The sequence below is a fragment of the Amycolatopsis sp. FU40 genome (genome assembly GCF_021903635.1).
Lineage (GTDB): Bacteria > Actinomycetota > Actinomycetes > Mycobacteriales > Pseudonocardiaceae > Amycolatopsis > Amycolatopsis dendrobii.
In genome coordinates this window covers 4,381,993-4,401,588 of record NZ_CP091381.1, presented here as the reverse complement: position 1 = coordinate 4,401,588, position 19,596 = coordinate 4,381,993, and the positions used below count along the sequence as shown (strand labels likewise).

Genomic DNA, 19,596 nt, shown 5'->3' with positions numbered 1-19,596 from the left:
CGCGGTGCTCGTTTACCGTTGGCGTCACGGTCTGTCACGATTCAGTTAACCGGTGGCGGCGTCCACGCCAGCCGCGGATCGGTCTGCGCGAAGCTGCCCAGCAGCTGGTCCACGCGCATCAGCACGTCCAGGTCGAGCCGGACACCGCGGCTTTCGCGTTTTCGGTCACCTGTTCCGGCGTGCTCGCTCCCACCACCGCGGCGGCGACGGTTTCGTGCTGCAGGGTCCAGGCGAGCGCGAGCCCGGCGGGACCGCACCGTTGCCGTATTCGCCCGTCAGGACGCCTTGTGCCAGCGGGACAGCGGCGAACTGGCCGATGCCGAGGCGGTCGGACACCGAGATCACCTGTGCCTCTTGCCTTGCCGCACGAGGTCCGACAGGGCCAGGAACCGGCGTCTTGTAGTCGAATCTCAAGAGCTGGTAGACGTTGATGTAGTCGGTGCGCAGCCGCCGCAGCGAGCCCTTCAGAGAGGCGATCACGTGTTTGCGGCTCAGCCCCGCGTCGTTGGGCCCGGGGCCTTCGGGCCAGAACACGCCGGTGCACAGGACCAGGCCGTCCCGGCGAACGCCGCGCCGAAAGCGGCTTCCGCGGTGCCGCCGTCCCGGGCCGCTGCCGTGTGGAAGGTCGTGATGCCCGCGTCCAGCGCCGCGGTGGCGCAGCCGGGGGCGCGGTGGTTTTACCAGTTGCCGTAGGCGATTTCGCTGACGGCGAGGCCGCTGGCGCCGAGCGTGCGGTAGTCCACTTCAGCTTCCTCGGGCGGCTGTCTGGTCGATCCGCGCGTGCATCGCGCGGGCCTCGCGGGCGAACGTCTCCCGCACCGATTCGTGCGGCAGGATCAGGAACTCGTCCCGGGCGAGCCCCCGCACGACCGCGTCGGCGACGTCCTCCGGTTCGAGCAGCGGGGAGGCCCGGTTCGAGCAACGCGGTGCGGACGCCGAGCGGGCACAGCGCGCTGACCCGCACCCCGCGCGGGCGATAGGTGATCGCGAGCCATCCGGCCAGCGCGAGGGCCGCGTGTTTGGTGACCGAGTACGGCGCGTCGCCCGGTACTCCGAGCAGGCCGGCGGCCGACGCGGTGAGCGGCAGGCAGCATTCGCCGCGGGCGAGCATCGAGGGCAGCACCGCCTGTGCGGCGTGGACGTGTTGCCCGTCGCGGACCAGAACTGCCGCGCGAGCGCGCCGATCCCGGTCGATTTGCGCACTGGCCTCGGATTCGCGCTGACGACCGGCGGTCCGGTGACCGGAACATGCTCGGTCCCGCCGTTGACCGGCTGTGGTGCCTTCACCGCGTATCTCAGCTCGGTTTTTCAAGGGGAGGGAAACACTTTCGCTGTCGCGTCGGCCGCGCGCTAGACCCCGGGGACTCGGGAAGCGGGGCATGGTGCTTGCCTGGAACGCCGGGTAAGCGCCATGCCTCGCTGGCATTCGCTCAGCTGCGGCCGTGCCCAGTGAGGGGTGTCAACGAACCAACCGAACAGGGGCGGCGCGACGATCATGCCCAGCGCCGCTCCGGCGAAGTTTCGCGCACCACGAAGCAACGTACCCCGCTATATATCGTCTTAGGATATATGTGGACCATGGTGCGAAGCCCCCGCTCAGCGGAAGCGCGAGCATGATCGGCGCCGAGGCCCGGTACCGCGCCCTGCTGCGCGTGCTCCCGGCTTGGTATCGCGCCGATCGAGGCGACGAGATGGTCGGCACGCTGCTTGACCTGCACGGCGAGCAGGACCGCAAGGCGCTGTGGAGCGAACTGTGGGCGGTGCTCGCGCTGGGCCTGCGTACCCGGCTGGCGGCCAGGGCAGCACCCGCGCGCACGGTCGCCCTCGGCGATCTCGTGCGGCAGGTCGCGCTCCTCGGGCTGCTCTGGGACGTGCTCAGATCGGCCTGCTTCGCCACCGGCACGCTCTGGACGCTCCTCACGTTCTCCGGCCCCTACCCGGGGAACTTCCGTGCGGCGATGACGTCCGACTTGATCACGGAGCTCATCCCGCTGGCGGCCGCGCTGATTCCGCTCGTGCTGCTGGTCGACGGATGGCGCCGCCTGGCGCGGATCACCGCCGGGGCGATCCTGGCGGTCGGCGCGATCTGGTTTCTGGCCAAGCATTCCGGCCCGGAAGCGATCGCGTACTTCGCTCCGCAGTGGATTCCCCTGGTGCTGTTGCTGGCGGCCTTCCACCGCGACGCCCCGCTGCCGCCGGCGCGGCCGTGGTGGTGGATCGTCGGGGGAAGCCTGCTCCTCGCTCCCGTCCTCGCGTTCAGGTTCGCGCTCCCGGGCGATCTCGACCGGATCACCGGGTTGTCGCCGCTCGTCTGGCTGTGCGCGCTCGCCGGAGCCGGATACCTGCTGCTCCGGCTCCGCTCCGCGCCCCGTCCGGCATGGACGCTAGCGCTGGCCCTGTGCATCGCACTGGCGGTGATCCAGAACCTGGTGCTGAAAAACGGCATCATCCCGTTCGACGCGATAGTGCTCGCGCAGGTTTGCTGCGCCGGGGCGATTGTCGTGGCATTGACCGTCGTCGGGATTCGCGACTACCGCCGTACCGTCGTGAAGGGCTGAGCGTTCTCCTCCAGAAAATGATTCTGGCGCTGTTGGCGTATCCGCGGAAACCATTGCACAAGAGCCTGTCTCTGGGCTCCGCCGACGAGCAGAACCGGAATCCTTCCGGAGCGCGGGCGGTCACCCCGGCACCGCGATTTTCCTTGCGGGACATCGACCAGATCGACGGGCGGGTTCCGCCGGGGGCGATCGCCCGGACGAGACCGAACCTGAGGCGTGAATCGTCACGCGCGATCCGGCTTCCCGTCCATCACGATCCCGCGGCCGGTGACCTCGAACGCGGTGGTGTAGGGGAGATTCGTGCTGGCCCGGGTCTTCAGCACGGTCAGCGCCCGGTCGATGCGCGCCCCGGAGCGCTGGTACTGCAAGAGGATCACGTTGTCGGACAGGTGCGAGATCCCGGTGCCGGACAGGCCCGCCTGCCCGTACAGGTCCGGGATCTCCAAGGTGAGCAGCGTGGTGATGCCCACCTGGGCGCAGCGGCCCAGCAGCGAATGCAGGAACTCGCTGAACCGCTGGTCGTCGTCGCACGCCGCGGCGAGGTCGGTGAGGCTGTCGATGACCAGCCTGCGGGTCCGGCTGGCGGTCAGCGAGTCCAGCAGGTCGTAGAACCACTGGTCGATGTAGATGTCGTTGGGGGATTCGCAGCGCAGCGTGACGGAGTCGGACCGCGGTTCCCAGCCGAGGCTGCGGACGGCCCGGTTGAGCTGGAGCGAGTTCTCCTGCAGCGTCGTGAAAGTGCTGTGCTGGCCCAGCTCCACGCCGTGGTAGGCGAAGTGCAGGCCGATGACCGTCTTCCCGGAGCCGGGCGGCCCGGCCACGATGGTGCTCGAACCGGGCCAGAATCCGCCGCCCAGCATGGCGTCGAGGCCGGGGATGCCCGAACTCGCCCGTGCGGTGGCCGCCGGGTCGACCGTGCCCTCGCCGACGGCCGGATCGCTGAGCCGGGGGAACGCGTCCAGCCCGTTCTCGGAAATGCGGTAGGTGTGCCAGCCGGGCAGGAAGGTGCTGCCGCGCAGCTTGAGCACCTGCAGCGCGCGGTTGGTGCGCTGGCCGCTGGCCTGCGTGGACAGCGCGATGGTGGCGTCGGCGATGGTGAACTCGGCCGACGACGCGAGTTCGGCGCTGTCGTATTCGGCCAGCCACAGGGTGCTGGTCGCCAGCGCGCTGAGCCGTCCGGCCAATTCGTAGAGGAAGCGCGTGTAGGCGGCCTGGTCCTGGGAGCCGTAGCGCAGGGCTTTGATGCTGTCCACGACCAGGATGCCGCACCGGGTGCGGGTCGCGATCTCGGTGAGCCGGGCGAGACCGGCGTTCAGCCCGCCCTCGGTCACCACGTCGCCGAGGTCCTCGAACAGCACCGACGTCCCGATCCGGTCCGGCGCGCAGAACTCGAGGCCGTCCAGGAACTGGGTGATCTTCGTGAGCGGTTCGGTGAGGGTGCTGAAGTAGACCACCGGGCGGGCGGGGTCGGCGTTGGCGAACGCGTACTGCTGGGCCAGCACGGTCTTGCCGGACCCGGGAGCTCCCGCCAGCAGGGTGATCGACGGGTCGATCAGCCCGCCGCCCAGTATCGCGTCCAGCCGTTCGCATCCGCTGGCCAATCGCTGTTTCGTCACGCGACTCTCCCGGCCGCGGGGTGCAGATCGCGGACCATGGCCAGCACCTGCGACGGGTGCACCGGTTTGGGCAGCACCCGGGCGGCGGCCGGCGGACTCTGCCGCACCGCCGACGGCGAAATCACGATCAGCTGGGTGCCCGGTCCCTCGGCGAGGGCCCGGATCAGGTCGCCCGCGCCCGCGGCGGTCTGGTCGATGATCGCCAGCGGCGGCGGGAGCGAGTTCAGCACCGCAGCCGCGGAAACGGTTGCGGTGACGTCGAATCCGGCGGCGCGCAGCGCGTCCGACAAACAGCTGACGGTGAAGCGGTCCGGGTCCACCACCAGGATCCGCGTGTCGTGGCCGGGACCGGCGAACTCGTCCGCGCCGCCGTCCGCCGCGTGCTCGGCGCTGCGCACGAGCGGCTGGGCCAGGTCCCGCGCGTGCGCGCGCAGCATGGCCTCCGCCGAGGGGAGGTCCACGCCGTGGCGGGCGGCGAGCATTCCGGTGGCCTGCCAGACCTCGATCTGGTCCTGCTGCGCGGTGTGCCGGGTCAGCCGCACGGCGGTGGAGGGCAGATCGTCGGCGACGGCGTCGGCCAGCAGGACCGTCGCGGCGATCCCGGCGCAGCCTCGCACGACGGCGATCTCGTCGGCGGACAGCGTCCGGTGCGCGCGGCTGACCAGCACGACGGTGCCGACGAGCGCGTCGAACGCCTCCATCGGGACTGTCTGCACCGCGGTGATGCCGTGCTCGACGGCGAGCCGCGCCAGTCCCGGCCGCTGGGCGGCCTGACCGACGAGGTCGGCGTAACCGGTCGCTTCCCCGGGCGTCGCGCACACGTCCTCGTCAGCGCGGAAAGCGAGGAAATCGTCGGCCAGCGGCCAGTCTGTCCCGGCGAGGGCGACGCCGCGGCCGCGGTCGTCAGGCAGCAGCACGATCGCCGCGTCCACGCCGGGCAAGCGCGTGCAGACGCGGGTGAGCAGATACGCGGCGTCGAGTCCGGTCCGCCGGCCGGTCACCGCCCGAGCCGTCTCCAGCAGCAGCGAAGCCCACTCGCCGTTCAGCGTGTTCATTCCGGGTGCCTCCCGCTTTCGCCGCCATGGCTTTCGTCGCCGCGGTCGTCCGCGTCGTTTTTGTCGCGGTCGTCGTCGTGCTGCCACGACGGATGGTCAGGAGGCAGGCGCAGTACGCCTGCGACCACGTCGTCGGCCACTTCGGACAGCCGCCTGCCGCTGACGTACGCGTAGGCCCGCAACCGCAGCGAGGCTTCCGCGACCGGGCAGCCCAGCTGGGCCGCGGCCATTCCCGTGGCGGAGTGCACGGTGCGCCAGCGGCGGTAGAGCCGCTCGTCGACGATCGCCTCCGCCTCGCCCGACGCCGTGAGGGCCACCCTCGCGAGCAGGTGGCCGGTCACGACCTGGACCATCGTGAGCGCCAGGTCCAGTTCGCCGTCGGTCAGGGAATGCGGGGACTCGCGGTAGATCTCCAGCACCCCCAGCGACGCCGCCCCGGTGGCGAGCGGGAACGCGAACACCGCGCGCAGCCCCTCCTCGACCACGGCGGGCGCGAACAGCGGCCACTGCCGGAACCGCCGCGGCTCGTCCAGCTCCGCGGACAGCACCGCGAACCGGCGCCGCAGCGCCGTCAGCCCGGGACCTTCTCCCACGGTGATCTGGAGTTCGAGCACGCGCTCGGCGCGCGGATCGGTGGCGTAGGCGGGCTCGCCGAGACCGAACCGCTCCTTCAGCCGCACTCCGACGCCGTCGGCCGCCAGCACCTCCTGGCACACCTGGACCACGTGCCGCAGCGCCACCGGGGAACCCTCGGCCAGCGCACGGGCCCGGATCGCCTCGTAGATCCTGGCCAGCTCCTGCTCGATCACCACAGTCCGCGCCTCTCCGTCCGGAGGACTGCACGAACCGCGACGTTAGAACCGGCCGTCCAACGTGGCCAGAGCAACAAGGCTCTAGTGGCGGAGGATTCCGGCCCTGTGCGCCGTCCGCCGCGCCGGGCGGACGCGCCGGGCCGCTCGCCGTCCGGCGGCGGCATCGCGCACGGTTTCGCGAGGGTGTTCGCTACCGGTTTGCGGGCTGCCTTGCCGCAGCGGGGAATTCGCCGCGTTCGACCTGGCCCGCCACGCGCTGCCAGAATTCCAGCGCGGCGTGCTCCATGCCCAGCCCCAGTTCCAGGGTGACCATGCGGTTCGCCACGTCGTGGACCTCGCCGAAGCGGTCTTTCATGTCCTGGTATTCGGCGATGCGGCGTTCGTGCTGCTCGATTTGGCTCGCTGCCAGGCGTGCGACGTCGGGCAGTTCGCCCAGTTCGTTGAAGAACAGCTTGATCTCCGCGACGTCTCGCAGTTCGAAATGCTCGTGCACCGGTTCGGCCAGCCAGCCGCGGAGCGCGGCCGATCCCTCTTCGGTGATCGTGTACAGCTTGCGCCTGCGTCCGTGCTGCTCCTCGTGCACGTCGAGCAGGCCCGCGTCCTCCAGCCGTTTCGGCTCCGAATACAGCTGCGCGTGCGGGAACGTCCAGAAATAGCCGATCGACCGGCCGACCGCGCGCTTGAGGTCGTAGGGGGTCGACGCGCCGCGCAGCGCGATCATGCCCAGCACGACGTACGAGGTCGTGGACAACCGCACGCTTGACATGCCCCGAAGGCTACCGTACGGTCCTGACCGTCTGAAACAGATGGTCTGAAACAGATCATAGCGGAGATCTTCCGCCCCGGACTGCGGCAACGGAGCACTGATGGACCTGGGCACGGCGATGCGGTGGACGGCCGAGCGCTATCCGTCCCGGCGGGCGGTGGGCGGCGCGCGTCCGCTCACCTACGCCGAATGGGACGACCGGACGAGCCGGCTGGCGAGGGCGTTCGGCGAACTGGGAGTGCGCGCGGGCGACCGCGTCGTGCTCGTGCTCGCCGGCGGGCTGCCGCTGGCGAGCGCGCACTTGGCGGTACAGAAGATCGGCGCGGTTTCGGTTCCGCTGTCGTTCCGGTTCGCGGCGCCGGAGCTCGCGTACTGCGTGGCGGACGCGGAGCCGGCACTGGTGGTTTACGACGAGGAGAACGCCGAGTTGGCGGCCGAGGCGCTGGACGGGGTTGCCGGCGTTTCCGCCGACGAGCTCGACCACCGCGCCGGACGAGGTGGTCCGGCTCCGCTCGTGCCGGTGCGCGACGACGACATCAGCGTCATGCTCTACACCTCTGGCACCACGGGGAAACCGAAAGGCGTGCCCCGCAGTCACGCGGCCGAGCATTATTCCGCGCTCGCGCACATCATCCAAACTGGACAGTCCTATTTCGACGCGACGCTCGGCGTGATGCCGTTGTTCCACACCATGGGCATGCGGACGCTTCTGTCCACAGTGCTCACCGCGGGCACCTGGGTGCCGCAGGTCCGGTTCGACGCCGAGGAGACGCTCGAACTCGTCCAGCGCGAGAAAATCTCCAGTCTCTTCCTCGTCCCCACGATCTATTGGTCGCTCCTGCGCACCGGTCGCCTCGGGGAAGCCGCCTCGGTGCGCAAGATCGGGTACGCGGGAGCGGCGATGACGACCTCGCTGGCCGGACAGCTGCAGGACGCGCTGTCGCCGCAGTCGTTCGTGAATCACTACGGCAGCACAGAGATCTACACCTTCTCCATCGGCCCGGACTCGGCGGCCAAACCGGGTTGTGCCGGGCGTGCCGGGGTCTTCTCCCGGGTCCGGCTGGTGCGGCCGGAGCCGGACGCGAGCCCGCACGACCTGGTCGGACCGGGGGAGCAGGGGCAGATCGCGGTGTCGATGGCGAGCCCGGAGGCGTTCGCCGGGTACTGGCGCCGTCCCGACGCGGACGCGAAGGCGATCCGCGGCGGCTGGTACTTCCCGGGCGATCTCGCCGTCGCCGACGACGAGGGCGACCTGTGGGTGTCCGGCCGGATCGACGACATGATCAACTCGGGCGGCGAGAACCTCTACCCCGAGGAGATCGAGAACGCGCTCGCCGCGTGCCCGGCGGTGCGCGAGGTGGTCGTCACCGGCACCGCGGACGACCGGTGGGGCCAGGCGGTCACCGCGTTCGTGGTGCCGGAGCACGGGATCACGCCGGACGAGGCCGTCGCGGCGGTCGCCCGGTTCGCCCGCGACGAGTCCGGCCTGCCCTCGCTCAAACGGCCCAAGCGCGTCGTCGCGGTGCCGGAGATCCCGAAGTCCGGCGTGGGCAAGATCCTGCGCCGCGAACTCGCCGCACCCGATGTGCAGGAGGCGCCGTGACGGACCGGATGTGCGCGCGGATCGAGGATCCGGCGCTGCTCACCGGCCGCGGCCGGTTCCTCGACGACCTCGACCCGTTCGCCGGGACGCTGACCGCGGCGATCGTCCGCAGCCCGCATCCGCACGCGCGGATCCGCCGGGTCGACCTCGAGCGCGCACGCCGCCATCCGGGCGTCGCCGCGGTGCTCGGGCCCGAGGAGGTGGCCGCCGGGCTCAATCCGTTCCCGCTCGCGGTGAAGACGCCGATGCCGTATTACCCGACCGCGGTGGACAAGGCCCGGTTCGTCGGGGAACCGGTCGCGGTGGTCGTCGCGGCCGACCGGTACGCCGCCGAGGACGCGGCCGAACTCGTCCAGGTCGACTACGAGCCGCTGCCGCCGGTGATCGACATCGAGGACGCGCTCGCTCCGGACGCGCCGCTGCTGCACGACACGGCGGAGAGCAACGTCGCCACCGACCGCACCTTCGATTTCGGCGACGTGGACGCGGTTTTCGCCGCGGCCGATCGCGTTGTCGCGCGGGAGTACGACTTCCCGCGCTACTCGTCCACGCCGATGGAGTGCGGTTCGGTGGTCGTGGAGTGGCGCGACGAAGCGGACGGGCCCGCCGTCGAGGCGTGGGCGAACTTCCACGGTCCGTTCTCCATGGTCGCGGTGCTCGCCGGGGCGTTCGGCGTGCCCGCGTCGCGGATCCGGCTGCGCGTGCCCGCCGACATCGGCGGCAGCTTCGGCATCAAAGCCGCGATCTACCCGTACGTCGCGTTGATGGCGCTCGCCAGCAAACACGCCGGACGGCCGGTGCGCTGGACCGAGGACCGCGTCGAACACCTGCTGGCCAGTTCGGCGGGGTCCGACCGGAAAATGCGGTTCGAGGCCGCGATCGGCGCGGACGGCCGGGTCGCCGGCCTGCGTGCGGACCTGGTCGACAACGTCGGCGGCTACCTGCGCCCGCCCGAGCCGAGCACGCTCTACCGGTGCTTCGGCAACATCACCGGCGCCTACCGGATCGACGCGGTGCGGATCCGCTCGCGCGCGGTCGTCACGAACAAGACGCCGACCGGCCTCAACCGCGGTTTCGGCGGCCAGCAGCTCTACTTCGGCCTCGAACGCCTGATGGACGAGATCGCGCGGACTGGCGGTCTCGATCCGATCGAACTCCGCCGCCGCAACTTCGTCGGCGATTTCCCTTACGCCACCCCGACCGGCGGCATTTACGACTCCGGCGACTACCACGGGGCGCTCGACCTGCTCGTCAAGAACAGCGACTACCAGGCGTTGCGGCGGCGGCAGGCCGAAGCCCGCGAGCGCGGCGAATACCTCGGCATCGGCGTCGCGACGATCGTCGACCCGTCGGCCACGAACATCGGCTACGTCGGCCTCGCCACGCCCGCCGAACAGCGGGCCGCGGGCCGGGGGAAGTCCGGTTCGACCGAGCACGTGCGGATCAGCGTCGACCCCAACGGCCTCGTTTCGGTGCTGCTGGGCACGGTGCCGCAGGGGCAGGGCCACGCGACCGTCGCACAGTCCGTTGTGGCCGATCAGCTCGGCCTGCCGCGCGAACAGGTGCGGCCGGTAGTCGAGATGGACACCGCCACGACGCCGTGGACGATCAGCACCGGCAGCTACTCGTCCCGGTTCGCTCCGCTGCTGACCAGCGCGCTGGTCGAGGCGAGCGAACGGATCGCCGCGACGGTCAAGGTCGCGGGTGCGACGCTGCTCGGCGTCGACCCGGCGGGCGTCGAACTGTCCGGCGGCTTGGTGCGGGAGACGGGAAACCCGGAGCACTCGGTGTCGTTCCGGCACGCGGCCGGGCTCGTGCACTGGGACCCCGGCTCGCTGCCCGACGGCGTGTCCGCGCGGCTCTACGAGGAAGCGGCGTTCACCCCGCCGCAGTCGAAAGCGCCGAGCCGCAGCGATCAGATCAACTCCAGCCTCTGCTACGGATTCGTCGCGGAACTGGTCGTGGTGCGCATCGATCGCGAGACCCGCGAGGTCCGGCTGGAGCAGGTGTACAGCGTGCACGACGCCGGAACCATCCTCAATCCGGTGCTGCTGGAAGGCCAAGTGCACGGCGCACTCGCGCACGCGCTGGGCGGCGCGCTCTACGAGGAGATGCGCTACACCGAAAACGGCCAGCCGACCGCGACGTTCATGGACTATCTCTGCCCCACGACGGCGGAAACGGCCTACGAGCTCGACAGCGACCACCTGCAAACCCCCTCGCCGCTCACGAAACTCGGCGCGAAGGGCTGCGGCGAGGGCAGCTGCATGAGCCTGCCCGTCGCCATCGCGAACGCCGTCGCCGACGCGCTGTCGGCCGAAGGCGTTGCGATCACAAGCCTGCCCCTGCACGGCAACGTCGTGCACGAGCTGCTCGAACGCAGCGCGGCAACCAAGGAAGGGAACAACTGACCATGGCACTCACCGGAGGCGAGATCCGGCTGCACCGCGGACATGAGGGCCGCGTCGCCTACCTCACGCTCGACCACGGCAAGTTCAACATCATCACGTGGGAGACGCGGCAGGTCATGGCCGACCGCTTCGCCGAGATCGACGCCGACGACGACATCCAGGCGGTCGTCGTGCGGGCCGAGGGCGAGCATTTCTCCTCGGGCGGCGACATCGCCGGCTTCATGGAGGTCGAACCGGTCGCGTTCACCGACCTCGGCCACAACGTCACCGCCGCCTCGCGCAGCCCGAAGCCGGTGATCTGCGCGGTGGACGGCTACTGCTTCGGCGTCGGCCTCGAACTCGCGCTGTCCACCGACATCCGGGTCTGCACCGAACGCAGCGAGTTCGCGCTGCCGGAGATGCGGCTCGGCATGATCCCCGGTTCCGGCGGCACGCAGCGGCTGGCCCGGCTGATCGGGCTTTCGCGGGCGAAGTACCACATCATGACCGCCAGCCGGATCAAGGCGCAGCAGGCGGGGGACTGGGGCCTGGTCGCGAACGTGGTGCCCGACCGCGCCGCCCTCGACGCGGAGGTCGAGCGGATCGTCGGCGTGCTGCTCGGCTATTCGCCGCTGGCCGCCCGCACCGCCAAGGAGGTGCTGGACAAGGGCGTCGACGCGCCGCTGTACTCGGGCATCGAACTGGAGCGCAAGGCGTACGCGATGCTGCGCTCCAGCAACGATTTCGCCGAGGGCGTCGCGGCGTTCGCCGACAAGCGCAAGCCCAAGTTCCAAGGTCGGTGATCCTCCCGTGAAGGCTGCGCCGTTCGCCTACGCTCGTCCCTCCACTGTGGACGAGGCGGTCGCGGAACTCGCCCGTTCCGGCGGGGGCGGCAAGGTGATCTCGGGCGGCCAGTCGCTGGTGCCGGTGCTGGCGATGCGGCTGGCCCGCCCCGAGGTGCTGGTGGACATCAACGGCATCGCGTCGCTGCGGGAGATCCGGCGCGGAGACGGGTTCGCCGAGATCGGAGCCACCGTCCGGCAACGGGCGGTCGAACGCGACGCGGTGAGCCGCGAGGTCCCGCTGCTGGGACTCGCGCTGCCGTGGGTCGGGCACCGGGAACTGCGCAGCCGCGGCACGGTGTGCGGCAGCCTCGCGCACGCCGACCCGGCCGCCGAACTGCCCGCGGTGGCGTGCTGCCTCGACGCGCGCCTCACGCTCACGGGCCCGGCTGGCTCGCGATCGGTGGCCGCGCGGGACTTCTTCGCCGGGGCGATGATGACCGAACTCGGTCCCGACGAGGTGCTCACCGCCGTCCGGTTCCCGTTGGCAGGCAAGGGTGACGGCTACGGATTCGGGGAGATCGCGCGCAGGCACGGCGATTTCGCGCTCGCCGGGGTCGCCGTGCACGTCCGGGAGGGACGCGTCGCGCTCACCGGCTTCGGCATCTCCGACCGTCCGGTCACCCGCACCGCCGGACTCGACGAGATCACCCCCGATCTGCTCGCCGAGATGGTCGACACCGACGGGGACGTCCACGCGTCCCGCGACTACCGGCGTCGGCTGTTCCGTGTGCTGGCCGAACGCGAAATCGCTGCTGCGACAAGAAAGGCAAGCGCATGACGACAGCGGAACGACAGCCGCGTCCGGTGCGCGCGGAGCCCGGCGAGCTGGTCGAGGTGTCCTTCACGGTGAACGGCACCGAGACGACGCTGCGGCTGCCCGCGCGAGTCACGCTCTCCGACGCGCTGCGCGATCACCTCGGCCTCACCGGCACCCACGTCGGTTGCGAGCACGGGGTGTGCGGGATGTGCACGGTGCTGGTCGACGGCGAGGCCGCTCGGGCGTGCCTGCTGTTCGCGATCCAGCTCGACGGGGCCGAGATCACGACGGTCGAAGGGCTCGGCAAACCCGGCGACCTGCATCCGCTGCAGCGTTCCTTCGGCCGCAATCACGCGCTGCAGTGCGGCTTCTGCACGCCGGGGTTCCTGATGAGCTCCTACGACCTGCTCGCCGCGAAACCCGAGGTGGCGGCGGAAGAACTGCCCGCGGAACTGTCCGGGGTGATCTGCCGCTGCACCGGATACCGGAACATCGTCACGGCCGTTCGCGAGACGCAGGAGGAGTTCCCGGAAGGCATCCCCGCGCCGGGCAACTGCGGACGGCGCGCGCTGGCGGGCCGCTCGGCCGGGCAAGCCGCCGGTGCGTTGCCGGAGGCGGAGGAGGAACCGGTCGCGACGGAGATCGTGCTGCCGGACGGGGCTCCGACCGTCGCGGTGCGGATCGCCACCGGGATCGCCGTCGAGGACAGTCGCGTGTGGACGGTGTTCGACGACATCCAGTTGCTGGCCCGGTGCCTGCCCGGAGCCGAGCTGACCGGCGAACTCGGCGACAACCTGTACTCCGGCCGCGCGCGGGTGTCGGTCGGCCCGGTCAAACTGGCGTTCAACGGCGTCGCCAAGATCCTCGAACACGATCGCGAGGCGGGCCGGATGCGCGTGCTCGCCCAAGGCCAGGACACCGGCGGCGCGCAGACGCAGGCCGACATCGAACTGCGCACCGAAGCTTCCGGCGACGGCACCGTTCTGCACGCCGACGCGAAGGTGTATCTGACCGGGCGCATCGCGCAGTTCGGCCGGGCGCTCGCGGGCGACATCAGCCGGCGCATGTTCGAGCAGTTCGCCGCCGCGGTCGCCGAGGCCGCACAGTCCGGACGCGCGCCGGAAGGCCCGGTCAAAGCGCCCAGCGCGGTGAAGCTCATGTTCGGCACGCTGCTCGACCGGATCCGGCTCGCGTTCCGGCGTCGCTGAACGCTCCCCAGGTTTGCCAGGTTTGTGCTCCACAAGGAGGTGGGTATGTACGAACACCAGTCTCGCCGCGCCACGATCTACGCCGCGGTGTCCTCGGTCGCCGGATGGGCGTTCGATCTCTTCGACCTGTTCATCCTGCTCTACATCGCCGGCACGGTCGGCAGGCTGATCTTTCCCGGGCACAGCCCGACGCTGAGCCTGGCCGCGGTGTACGCGTCCTTCGCGGTGAGCGTGCTGCTGCGGCCCGCGGGCGCGGCGATCTTCGGCGCGGTCAGCGATCGCGCCGGACGCAAGAAGACGATGGTGATCGTGCTCGCCGGAGTCGGTTTGTCGACCGCGGCGATGGGCGCGGTGCCGACGTACGCGGCGGTCGGGGTCTTCGCGCCCGTGCTGTTCCTGGCTTTGCGTCTGGTGCAAGGGATTTTCGTCGGCGGCGTCGTGGCCGCGACGCACACGCTGGGCACGGAAAGCGTGCCGCCGCGGTGGCGCGGCCTGATGTCCGGGCTCGTCGGAGCCGGGGGAGCGGGCCTCGGCGCGGCGATGGCGAGCGGTCTCTACATCGGGGTCAGCGCGATGTTTCCCGGACCGCGGTTCGAGGCCTGGGGCTGGCGGGTGATGTTCTTCGCCGGTCTGCTCGCCGCGGTACTCAGCTATTTCGTGCTCCGCGGCGTCGAGGAATCGCCGCTGTGGCGGGCCGCCCGCGCGGCCGGCCCGCCCGCGAAAGCGCGGATCAGCGACCTGGTGCGCGGCGGGCGCGGCAAGGTGTTCGCGCTGAACATCGTGCTCGTCGCCGGGGCCGGATCGCAGTACTACCTCACGTCGGGCTACCTGCCGACCCTGCTCGGCAGCGTGACCGGGGTGCACGGCACCGCCCAAGGCGTGATCCTGCTCGTGGCCAGCCTCGGCGTGATCGTCGCCGCGGTGCTGGCCGGGCACCTGAGCGAACGCTTCGGCCGCCGCCGCATGATGCTGATCATGGGCACGGTGAACCTCATTGCCCTGCCGCTGCTGACGTGGCTCGTCTCGCACGCCGACCCGGCGGATTCGGGCCTCATCGGGGTGTACGCGACGTTGCTCGCGTTCTTCGCCAACGCCGCCTACGCCCCGGTGCTGGTTTTTCTCAACGAGCGCTATCCGACCGCGCTGCGCGCCAGGGGCACCGCGGTGTGCTGGAACCTCGGGTTCATGATCGGCGGCCTGATGCCGACGTTCGTGAACCTGGCCAGCCCCGGCCTCGACGCGGTGCCCGGCAGGCTGGTGCTCTTCCTCGGCGCGACGGTCGCGGTGTTCCTCGTCGCGACCGCCGTCAGTCCGGAGACTCGCGGGCGCATGGAGGACACCGAGACCCGGGCGTCCACAGTGGACGCTGTGCGGTCGTGAGGTCAGGCCGTCAGCGTCTTGTACAGGGCGTCGAGGCCGTCGCGGTAGCTGCCGGTGACCGGGAACGACGCTTCGAGGATCGCGTAGGCGTAGTGGCGTTCGGTGTCGCTGAAGCTCGCCAGCCGCTCAGCCGGGAAGGGAGCCGAATCCGCCGACGAGGTCCCAGGCCTGCTGGGCGACGCGGGCACGGAGCGGCTGACGGCACTGGAAGCCCCTGTTTCAGGCGTTGCCGGGCAGGGGAGCGGCGGGATGGACGAGACCGGCGGCGCGCAGGTCGTGCCAGAACCCGGCCGGGACGCGCTCGGCCAGCGCGGCGGTGTCCTCGGCGATCCGGCTGGGCCGGGTGGCCCCGGGAATCGCGGCGGCGGCCACCGGGTGGGCGAGCGAGAACTGCAGCGCGGCGGCCTTGACGCTGATGCCGTGCCGCGCCGCGAGCTCCCTGAGCCGCTCCACGCGGTCGAGGATTTCCGGCGGGGCCTGCCGGTATTCGAAGTGGGTCCCGCCGGCCAGGACGCCGGAGCTGTACGGGCCGCCGATCACCATGCTGACGTTGTGCTCCTGCGCCATCGGGAGCAATCGCTGGAGGGCGTGCCCGTGGTCGAGAAGCGTGTAGCGCCCGGCGAGCAGGAAGCCGTCCGGCTGCGGCTCGTCGAGGTCGAGGGTCAGCTCGATCGGCTCGGTCTTGTTGACGCCCAGGCCCCACGCCTTGACGACGCCCTCGCCGCGCAGCCGCGAAAGCACGCGGAAGGCTCCGGTGCGGGCCTCTTCGAACTTCTGCAGCCAGCGGTCGCCGTGGAAGTCCTGCGCGATGTCGTGCACCCAGACGATGTCGAGCCGGTCGGTGCCGAGCCGTTTCAGACTGTCCTCAATGGAGCGTTCGGTCGCGTCGGCGGTCCACTCGTGGAGGATCTTGTTGGGGTTGCCGTGCTCGAACAGGCCGCCCTTCTCGCCGAAATCGGGCGCCGCTTCCCTGTGCTCGTCGAGAACGACGCGGCCGACCTTTGTCGACAGGACGTAGGAATCGCGCGGTTCGCCCGCCAGCACCTGGCCGAGCCGCGATTCCGCCAGCCCGGCCCCGTAGTACGGCGCGGTGTCGTAGAAGCGGATGCCCTGCTCCCAGGCGGCCGCGACGGTCGCGAGGGCCTCGTCCTCGGGAATGGCGCGGAACATGTTCCCGAGCGGAGCGGTCCCGAACCCGAGCCGTCCGGGGAGGATGTGGGTGAGCGACATGGGGTTTCTTCTCTCTCGCACTGTCGGGGTTCTGCTCACGGCTGGGTTGCTTCAGCAGGTTACATGCGTTGACAATAGTTGCAGACGCGCGATAATTGCCCGGAGGAGCGCGGTGTCACGGACTGGGCCGCCCGTCAGGGAGTTCGGGAACGTCGTCCTGCCGAGCGCGGCTGCCGCGCTCGCGGGCCGGTGTCAACGCGGTCGCCAGGGAATCGGCACTCCGGCCGTGGACTGCTCGGAGAGGGGTGCCCCGCTTTCGTCGGCGTCCATGCGGCTCGCAATCGCGGATCCTGGTCGGGTGCGGTCGTTTCCGGTGCGCTCGGCAGAGGGTAGCGCTAGTCGAAGGTCCGCCGGAATAGCAGACGCCGCGGTGGATCAGAATGGCGCAGTGCGTTCCTCTCGCCGTCAGTGTGTACGGCGCCGACCGCTTGCCGGGCTTCAGTCCACAGTGGACCGAGGTCGGTTAGCGCGCGGCGGACAGCACCAGCTCGCGATAATTGCGCAACGCCGCCCGCCAAGACTCTAGTTCCAGCTTCTCGTCCGCCGCGTGCATCTCGCGCGGATCCCCCGGACCCCAGATCACGATCGGGGCTCCGGAGACCGACCCGGCCAAGGCCGAGGCGTCGGTGAAGTAGGTGGCGGCTGGCGCGGTGGCGTGGCCGGCCAGCGCGTCCGGCAAGCCCGGCGTCCGCACGGCGGGCAGATCGAGATCCACCTCCGCACTGATCGCCGGATCGAGTGACGAAGCCCAGGCGATCGCGGGCGCTCCACCGCCGACAGTGCGCACATCCAGCGTCAGAACCGCTGATGCGGGAACGATATTCGTCGCGGTCCCGCCCTCGAACGTGCCGACGTTGACGGTTTCCTCGCCGAGATAGTCCTCAGTGGACAGCGGAAAGGAGCCGAGCAGGCCGAGGGCCCGTTCGGCGAGCAGCTGGATCGCGTTGCGCCCGAGGTGCGGCGTGGACCCGTGGGCCGCCTTGCCCGTCGCGGCGAGGCGCAGCCACGTGGCGCCGCGATGCCCGAGCGAAACGCGGTTCTGCGTCGCCTCCGGCACTACGACGATCCGCGGCGTCAGCTCCAGCGAGCCCGCGGCCTCCGCCGCGCCGCGACAGCCGATCTCCTCGTCGCTGGTGATGAGGACCTGCGCGTCGGCACCGGCTTCCGCGGCGTTGCGCAACGCCGCCAGCGCGGCGACCAGCCCGCCCTTCATGTCGACGCTGCCCCGGCCGTGCAGGTACTCCTCGTCGGTGTCCGCGGAGAACGGGGCGCGTTCCCAGAGGCCAGGGGAGCCGACCGGAACGGTGTCGATGTGGCACACGAACAGCGCCCCGCTGCCCGAACCGGTGCCGAGCAGCACCCATGGCCGCCCGGTGGTGGAGCGTTGCAGCACGCGTACGCCCGCCGCGGCGGTGGCGTAGGAGACAGCCAGCTCCTGGGCGGATGCCTGCGCGGCGTTGTCGCCGGAGGTGGTGTCCTGGCGCACCAGATCGCGCAGCAGCTCAAGGGCTTCGTCGGTCATGCGGAGTGCTCCCGGGTCGATTCGCGGACGACGAGCTGCATGGAGAGCACGTGGTCCGCGGGGCTGTCCCCGGCCGCGAGACGGGTGATCTCGTCGACCGCTTTGCGGGCCATCTGCTCGGTCGGTTGCGCAACGGTGGTCAGACGCGGCGAGGTCCATTCGCCGAGGGTGATCCCGTCGCAGCCGATCACCGACAGGTCTCCCGGCACCGAGACCCCCGCGCGGCGGGCCGCTTCGAGCAGGCCGACGGCGGCGATGTCGCTGGCGGTGAACACGGCGGTCGGCTCCGCGCCCGCCCGCGCCATGTGCGCGAAGAAATTCATGCCGAACGCCGAACTGAACGCGCCGCGCACGATCATCGCTTCGTCCGCCTCGATCCCGTGCGCTTTCAGCGCCGCGCGGTACCCGGCCTCGCGCTGATCGGCCGTCCGCAGCCCGGCCGGGCCGCCGACGTGGGCGATGCGCCGGTGGCCCTGGGAGATCAGGTGGGTGGTCGCCTGGTAGGCGCCGCCGAAACTGTTCGCGGTGATGTGCGCGATCCGCGGCCCGGCGGCCTCCACGTACTCGTCGAGGAAGACCACCGGGAAGTCGCCGGCCAGCCGGTTCGCGAAGGCTTCGTTGGTGCTGTTCATCCCCAGGTAGATCAGCCCGCCCACGTCCGGCACCCGCATCAGGTGCTCGACGCTGGCGCGCTCCCGCGAAGGCGACGATCCGGTGAGGGCGGTGAAGACGTCGATGCCGTCTGTGGCGGCGGCGTCGGCCACCGCGTCCGCCAGCGCGGAGAAGTACGGGTTGTCCAGCGACGGGACCACCAGGCCGAGGCTGAGCCCGGTCACTTGTTTCGGCACGGGCGGATGCCCTTCGGCGGACAGCGCGGCGTCGATGCGCCGGGCCGTCTCGGAGGCGACGTTGAGTTCGCCCCGGACGTACCTCGACACCGTCGACACGGCCACTCCGGCTTCTCGGGCCACCTTCGCCAGCGACATCCGGCTCCTCCCCGTTCGAGCGTTGACGGCGACTGCAACCGCATCCTATATTGGCGATGTTGCGCTATGTTGCGCAACGCACGCTAAAGCTTTCGCCCGAAGGAGTCGTCGATGGTCAAGGTCCTGCTAGCCGGGGAGTCGTGGGTCAGTGCGACGATCGACCACAAGGGATACGACCCGTTCGCGCACACGCAGGTGGAGATCGGGTGCGAGCGGCTGCTGGCGGCGCTGGCGGCGGAAGGGGTCGAGGTGACTCACCTGCGTTCGCACGACGTGGCCGAGAAGTTCCCGCAGACGCTGGAGGAACTCGCGGCCTACGACGTCGTGCTGCTCTCCGACGTCGGCTCCAACACGCTGCTGCTGCACCCGGACACGTTCACCCGCGGCCGCCCGGCGCCCAACCGGCTCAAGCTGCTGCGCGAGTGGGTCCGCGGCGGCGGCGGCCTGATGATGGCCGGCGGCTACCTGAGCTTCCAGGGCTTCGAGGGCAAGGCCAACTACCACCGCACGCCGATCGAGGAGATCCTCCCGGTCGACATCGACCCGTTCGACGACCGCGTCGAGACCCCGGAGGGCGTCCGTGCCCAGGTCGTGCAGTCCGGCCACCCGGTGGTCGCCGGTCTCGACCGGGAATGGCCGATCCTGCTGGGCTACCAGCACACCACGCTGAAGCCGGACGCCGAACTGCTCGCCACCGTCGAGGGCGACGTCATGCTGGCCGCGCGCCAGTTCGGCGAGGGCCGCACCCTCGCGTTCACCTCGGACGTCTCCCCGCACTGGGCTCCGGAGGAGTTCATGAGCTGGGAGGGCTACCGCAAGCTCTTCGCCCAGGCGCTGACCTGGCTCGCCGGCCGCGAAATCTGAGCCG

The 19,596-nt window shown here is 70.7% G+C and carries 17 protein-coding genes and 1 pseudogene; 8 read left to right on the top strand and 10 right to left on the bottom strand.

Annotated elements, in window-relative coordinates; genetic code table 11:
• Positions 1-165 precede the first annotated feature (165 nt).
• Positions 166-534, bottom strand: a complete 369-nt coding sequence (locus tag L3Q65_RS47615; protein WP_370648197.1) for an aldo/keto reductase — start codon at positions 532-534, stop codon at positions 166-168.
• A gap of 210 nt (positions 535-744) precedes the next feature.
• Positions 745-1,147: pseudogene (locus tag L3Q65_RS20940) on the bottom strand (SDR family NAD(P)-dependent oxidoreductase); the annotation flags it as partial.
• Positions 1,148-1,613: 466 nt separating this feature from the next.
• On the opposite strand from L3Q65_RS20940, the gene L3Q65_RS20935 reads away from it, so the two are divergent.
• A complete protein-coding gene (locus L3Q65_RS20935; protein WP_220508685.1) occupies positions 1,614-2,558 on the top strand; it encodes a hypothetical protein in 945 nt (314 codons plus the stop codon).
• A 224-nt stretch (positions 2,559-2,782) separates the two neighbouring features.
• Here the strand turns inward: L3Q65_RS20935 and L3Q65_RS20930 are convergent, their stop codons facing one another.
• From L3Q65_RS20930 to L3Q65_RS20915, 4 genes are all read right to left on the bottom strand, one after another.
• Positions 2,783-4,174, bottom strand: a complete 1,392-nt coding sequence (locus L3Q65_RS20930; RefSeq protein ID WP_182896515.1) for an ATPase domain-containing protein — start codon at positions 4,172-4,174, stop codon at positions 2,783-2,785.
• A complete protein-coding gene (locus L3Q65_RS20925) occupies positions 4,171-5,229 on the bottom strand; it encodes an ANTAR domain-containing protein (protein ID WP_182896516.1) in 1,059 nt (352 codons plus the stop codon). Before L3Q65_RS20925 ends, L3Q65_RS20930 begins: the two co-directional genes overlap by 4 nt.
• Entirely contained in the window at positions 5,226-6,041 is an 816-nt protein-coding gene (locus L3Q65_RS20920) for a GAF and ANTAR domain-containing protein (protein ID WP_182896517.1), read from the bottom strand. The genes L3Q65_RS20925 and L3Q65_RS20920 overlap by 4 nt, the downstream gene beginning before the upstream one ends.
• 190 nt (positions 6,042-6,231) lie before the next feature.
• Positions 6,232-6,807 carry a PadR family transcriptional regulator gene (locus L3Q65_RS20915; RefSeq protein ID WP_182896518.1) on the bottom strand — a complete coding sequence of 192 codons (576 nt, stop codon included), beginning with the start codon at positions 6,805-6,807 and terminating at the stop codon, positions 6,232-6,234.
• 100 nt (positions 6,808-6,907) lie between these two features.
• Between L3Q65_RS20915 and L3Q65_RS20910 the strand changes: the two genes are divergently transcribed.
• Genes L3Q65_RS20910 through L3Q65_RS20885 form a run of 6 tightly spaced genes read left to right on the top strand, consistent with a single transcriptional unit; the run spans position 6,908 to position 14,990 of the window.
• Positions 6,908-8,410 carry a class I adenylate-forming enzyme family protein gene (locus L3Q65_RS20910; protein ID WP_182896519.1) on the top strand — a complete coding sequence of 501 codons (1,503 nt, stop codon included), beginning with the start codon at positions 6,908-6,910 and terminating at the stop codon, positions 8,408-8,410.
• Entirely contained in the window at positions 8,407-10,821 is a 2,415-nt protein-coding gene (locus L3Q65_RS20905; protein WP_237600591.1) for a xanthine dehydrogenase family protein molybdopterin-binding subunit, read from the top strand. Before L3Q65_RS20910 ends, L3Q65_RS20905 begins: the two co-directional genes overlap by 4 nt.
• Positions 10,822-10,823: 2 nt before the next feature.
• Positions 10,824-11,603 carry an enoyl-CoA hydratase/isomerase family protein gene (locus tag L3Q65_RS20900; protein WP_182896520.1) on the top strand — a complete coding sequence of 260 codons (780 nt, stop codon included), beginning with the start codon at positions 10,824-10,826 and terminating at the stop codon, positions 11,601-11,603.
• A 7-nt stretch (positions 11,604-11,610) separates the two neighbouring features.
• A complete protein-coding gene (locus L3Q65_RS20895) occupies positions 11,611-12,423 on the top strand; it encodes a xanthine dehydrogenase family protein subunit M (protein WP_182896521.1) in 813 nt (270 codons plus the stop codon).
• The gene (locus tag L3Q65_RS20890) at positions 12,420-13,610 is read left to right on the top strand and encodes a 2Fe-2S iron-sulfur cluster-binding protein (RefSeq protein ID WP_237600590.1); all 1,191 of its coding nucleotides are present in this window, start codon (positions 12,420-12,422) and stop codon (positions 13,608-13,610) included. Before L3Q65_RS20895 ends, L3Q65_RS20890 begins: the two co-directional genes overlap by 4 nt.
• A 45-nt stretch (positions 13,611-13,655) precedes the next feature.
• A complete protein-coding gene (locus tag L3Q65_RS20885) occupies positions 13,656-14,990 on the top strand; it encodes an MFS transporter (RefSeq protein ID WP_182896523.1) in 1,335 nt (444 codons plus the stop codon).
• Between the two features lie 2 nt (positions 14,991-14,992).
• Here the strand turns inward: L3Q65_RS20885 and L3Q65_RS20880 are convergent, their stop codons facing one another.
• The 4 genes from L3Q65_RS20880 to L3Q65_RS20865 all read right to left on the bottom strand — a co-directional run bounded on the left by L3Q65_RS20880 (position 14,993) and on the right by L3Q65_RS20865 (position 18,728).
• Positions 14,993-15,178 (bottom strand): hypothetical protein, encoded by a 186-nt coding sequence (locus L3Q65_RS20880; RefSeq protein WP_182896524.1) that lies wholly within the window; start codon positions 15,176-15,178, stop codon positions 14,993-14,995.
• A 31-nt stretch (positions 15,179-15,209) separates the two neighbouring features.
• Positions 15,210-16,220, bottom strand: coding sequence for an aldo/keto reductase (locus tag L3Q65_RS20875; RefSeq protein ID WP_237600589.1), 1,011 nt, complete (start codon positions 16,218-16,220; stop codon positions 15,210-15,212).
• Positions 16,221-16,683: 463 nt separating this feature from the next.
• Complete coding sequence (locus L3Q65_RS20870; RefSeq protein ID WP_237600588.1) at positions 16,684-17,742, bottom strand: M20 family metallopeptidase; 1,059 nt, start codon at positions 17,740-17,742, stop codon at positions 16,684-16,686.
• On the bottom strand, positions 17,739-18,728 hold the full coding sequence (locus L3Q65_RS20865; RefSeq protein WP_237600587.1) for a LacI family DNA-binding transcriptional regulator: 990 nt from the start codon (positions 18,726-18,728) through the stop codon (positions 17,739-17,741). Before L3Q65_RS20865 ends, L3Q65_RS20870 begins: the two co-directional genes overlap by 4 nt.
• Positions 18,729-18,839: 111 nt before the next feature.
• Here L3Q65_RS20865 and L3Q65_RS20860 point away from each other — a divergent pair, with 111 nt between their 5' ends.
• Positions 18,840-19,592 carry a glutamine amidotransferase gene (locus L3Q65_RS20860; protein ID WP_182896528.1) on the top strand — a complete coding sequence of 251 codons (753 nt, stop codon included), beginning with the start codon at positions 18,840-18,842 and terminating at the stop codon, positions 19,590-19,592.
• The last annotated feature ends 4 nt before the right edge of the window (positions 19,593-19,596 follow it).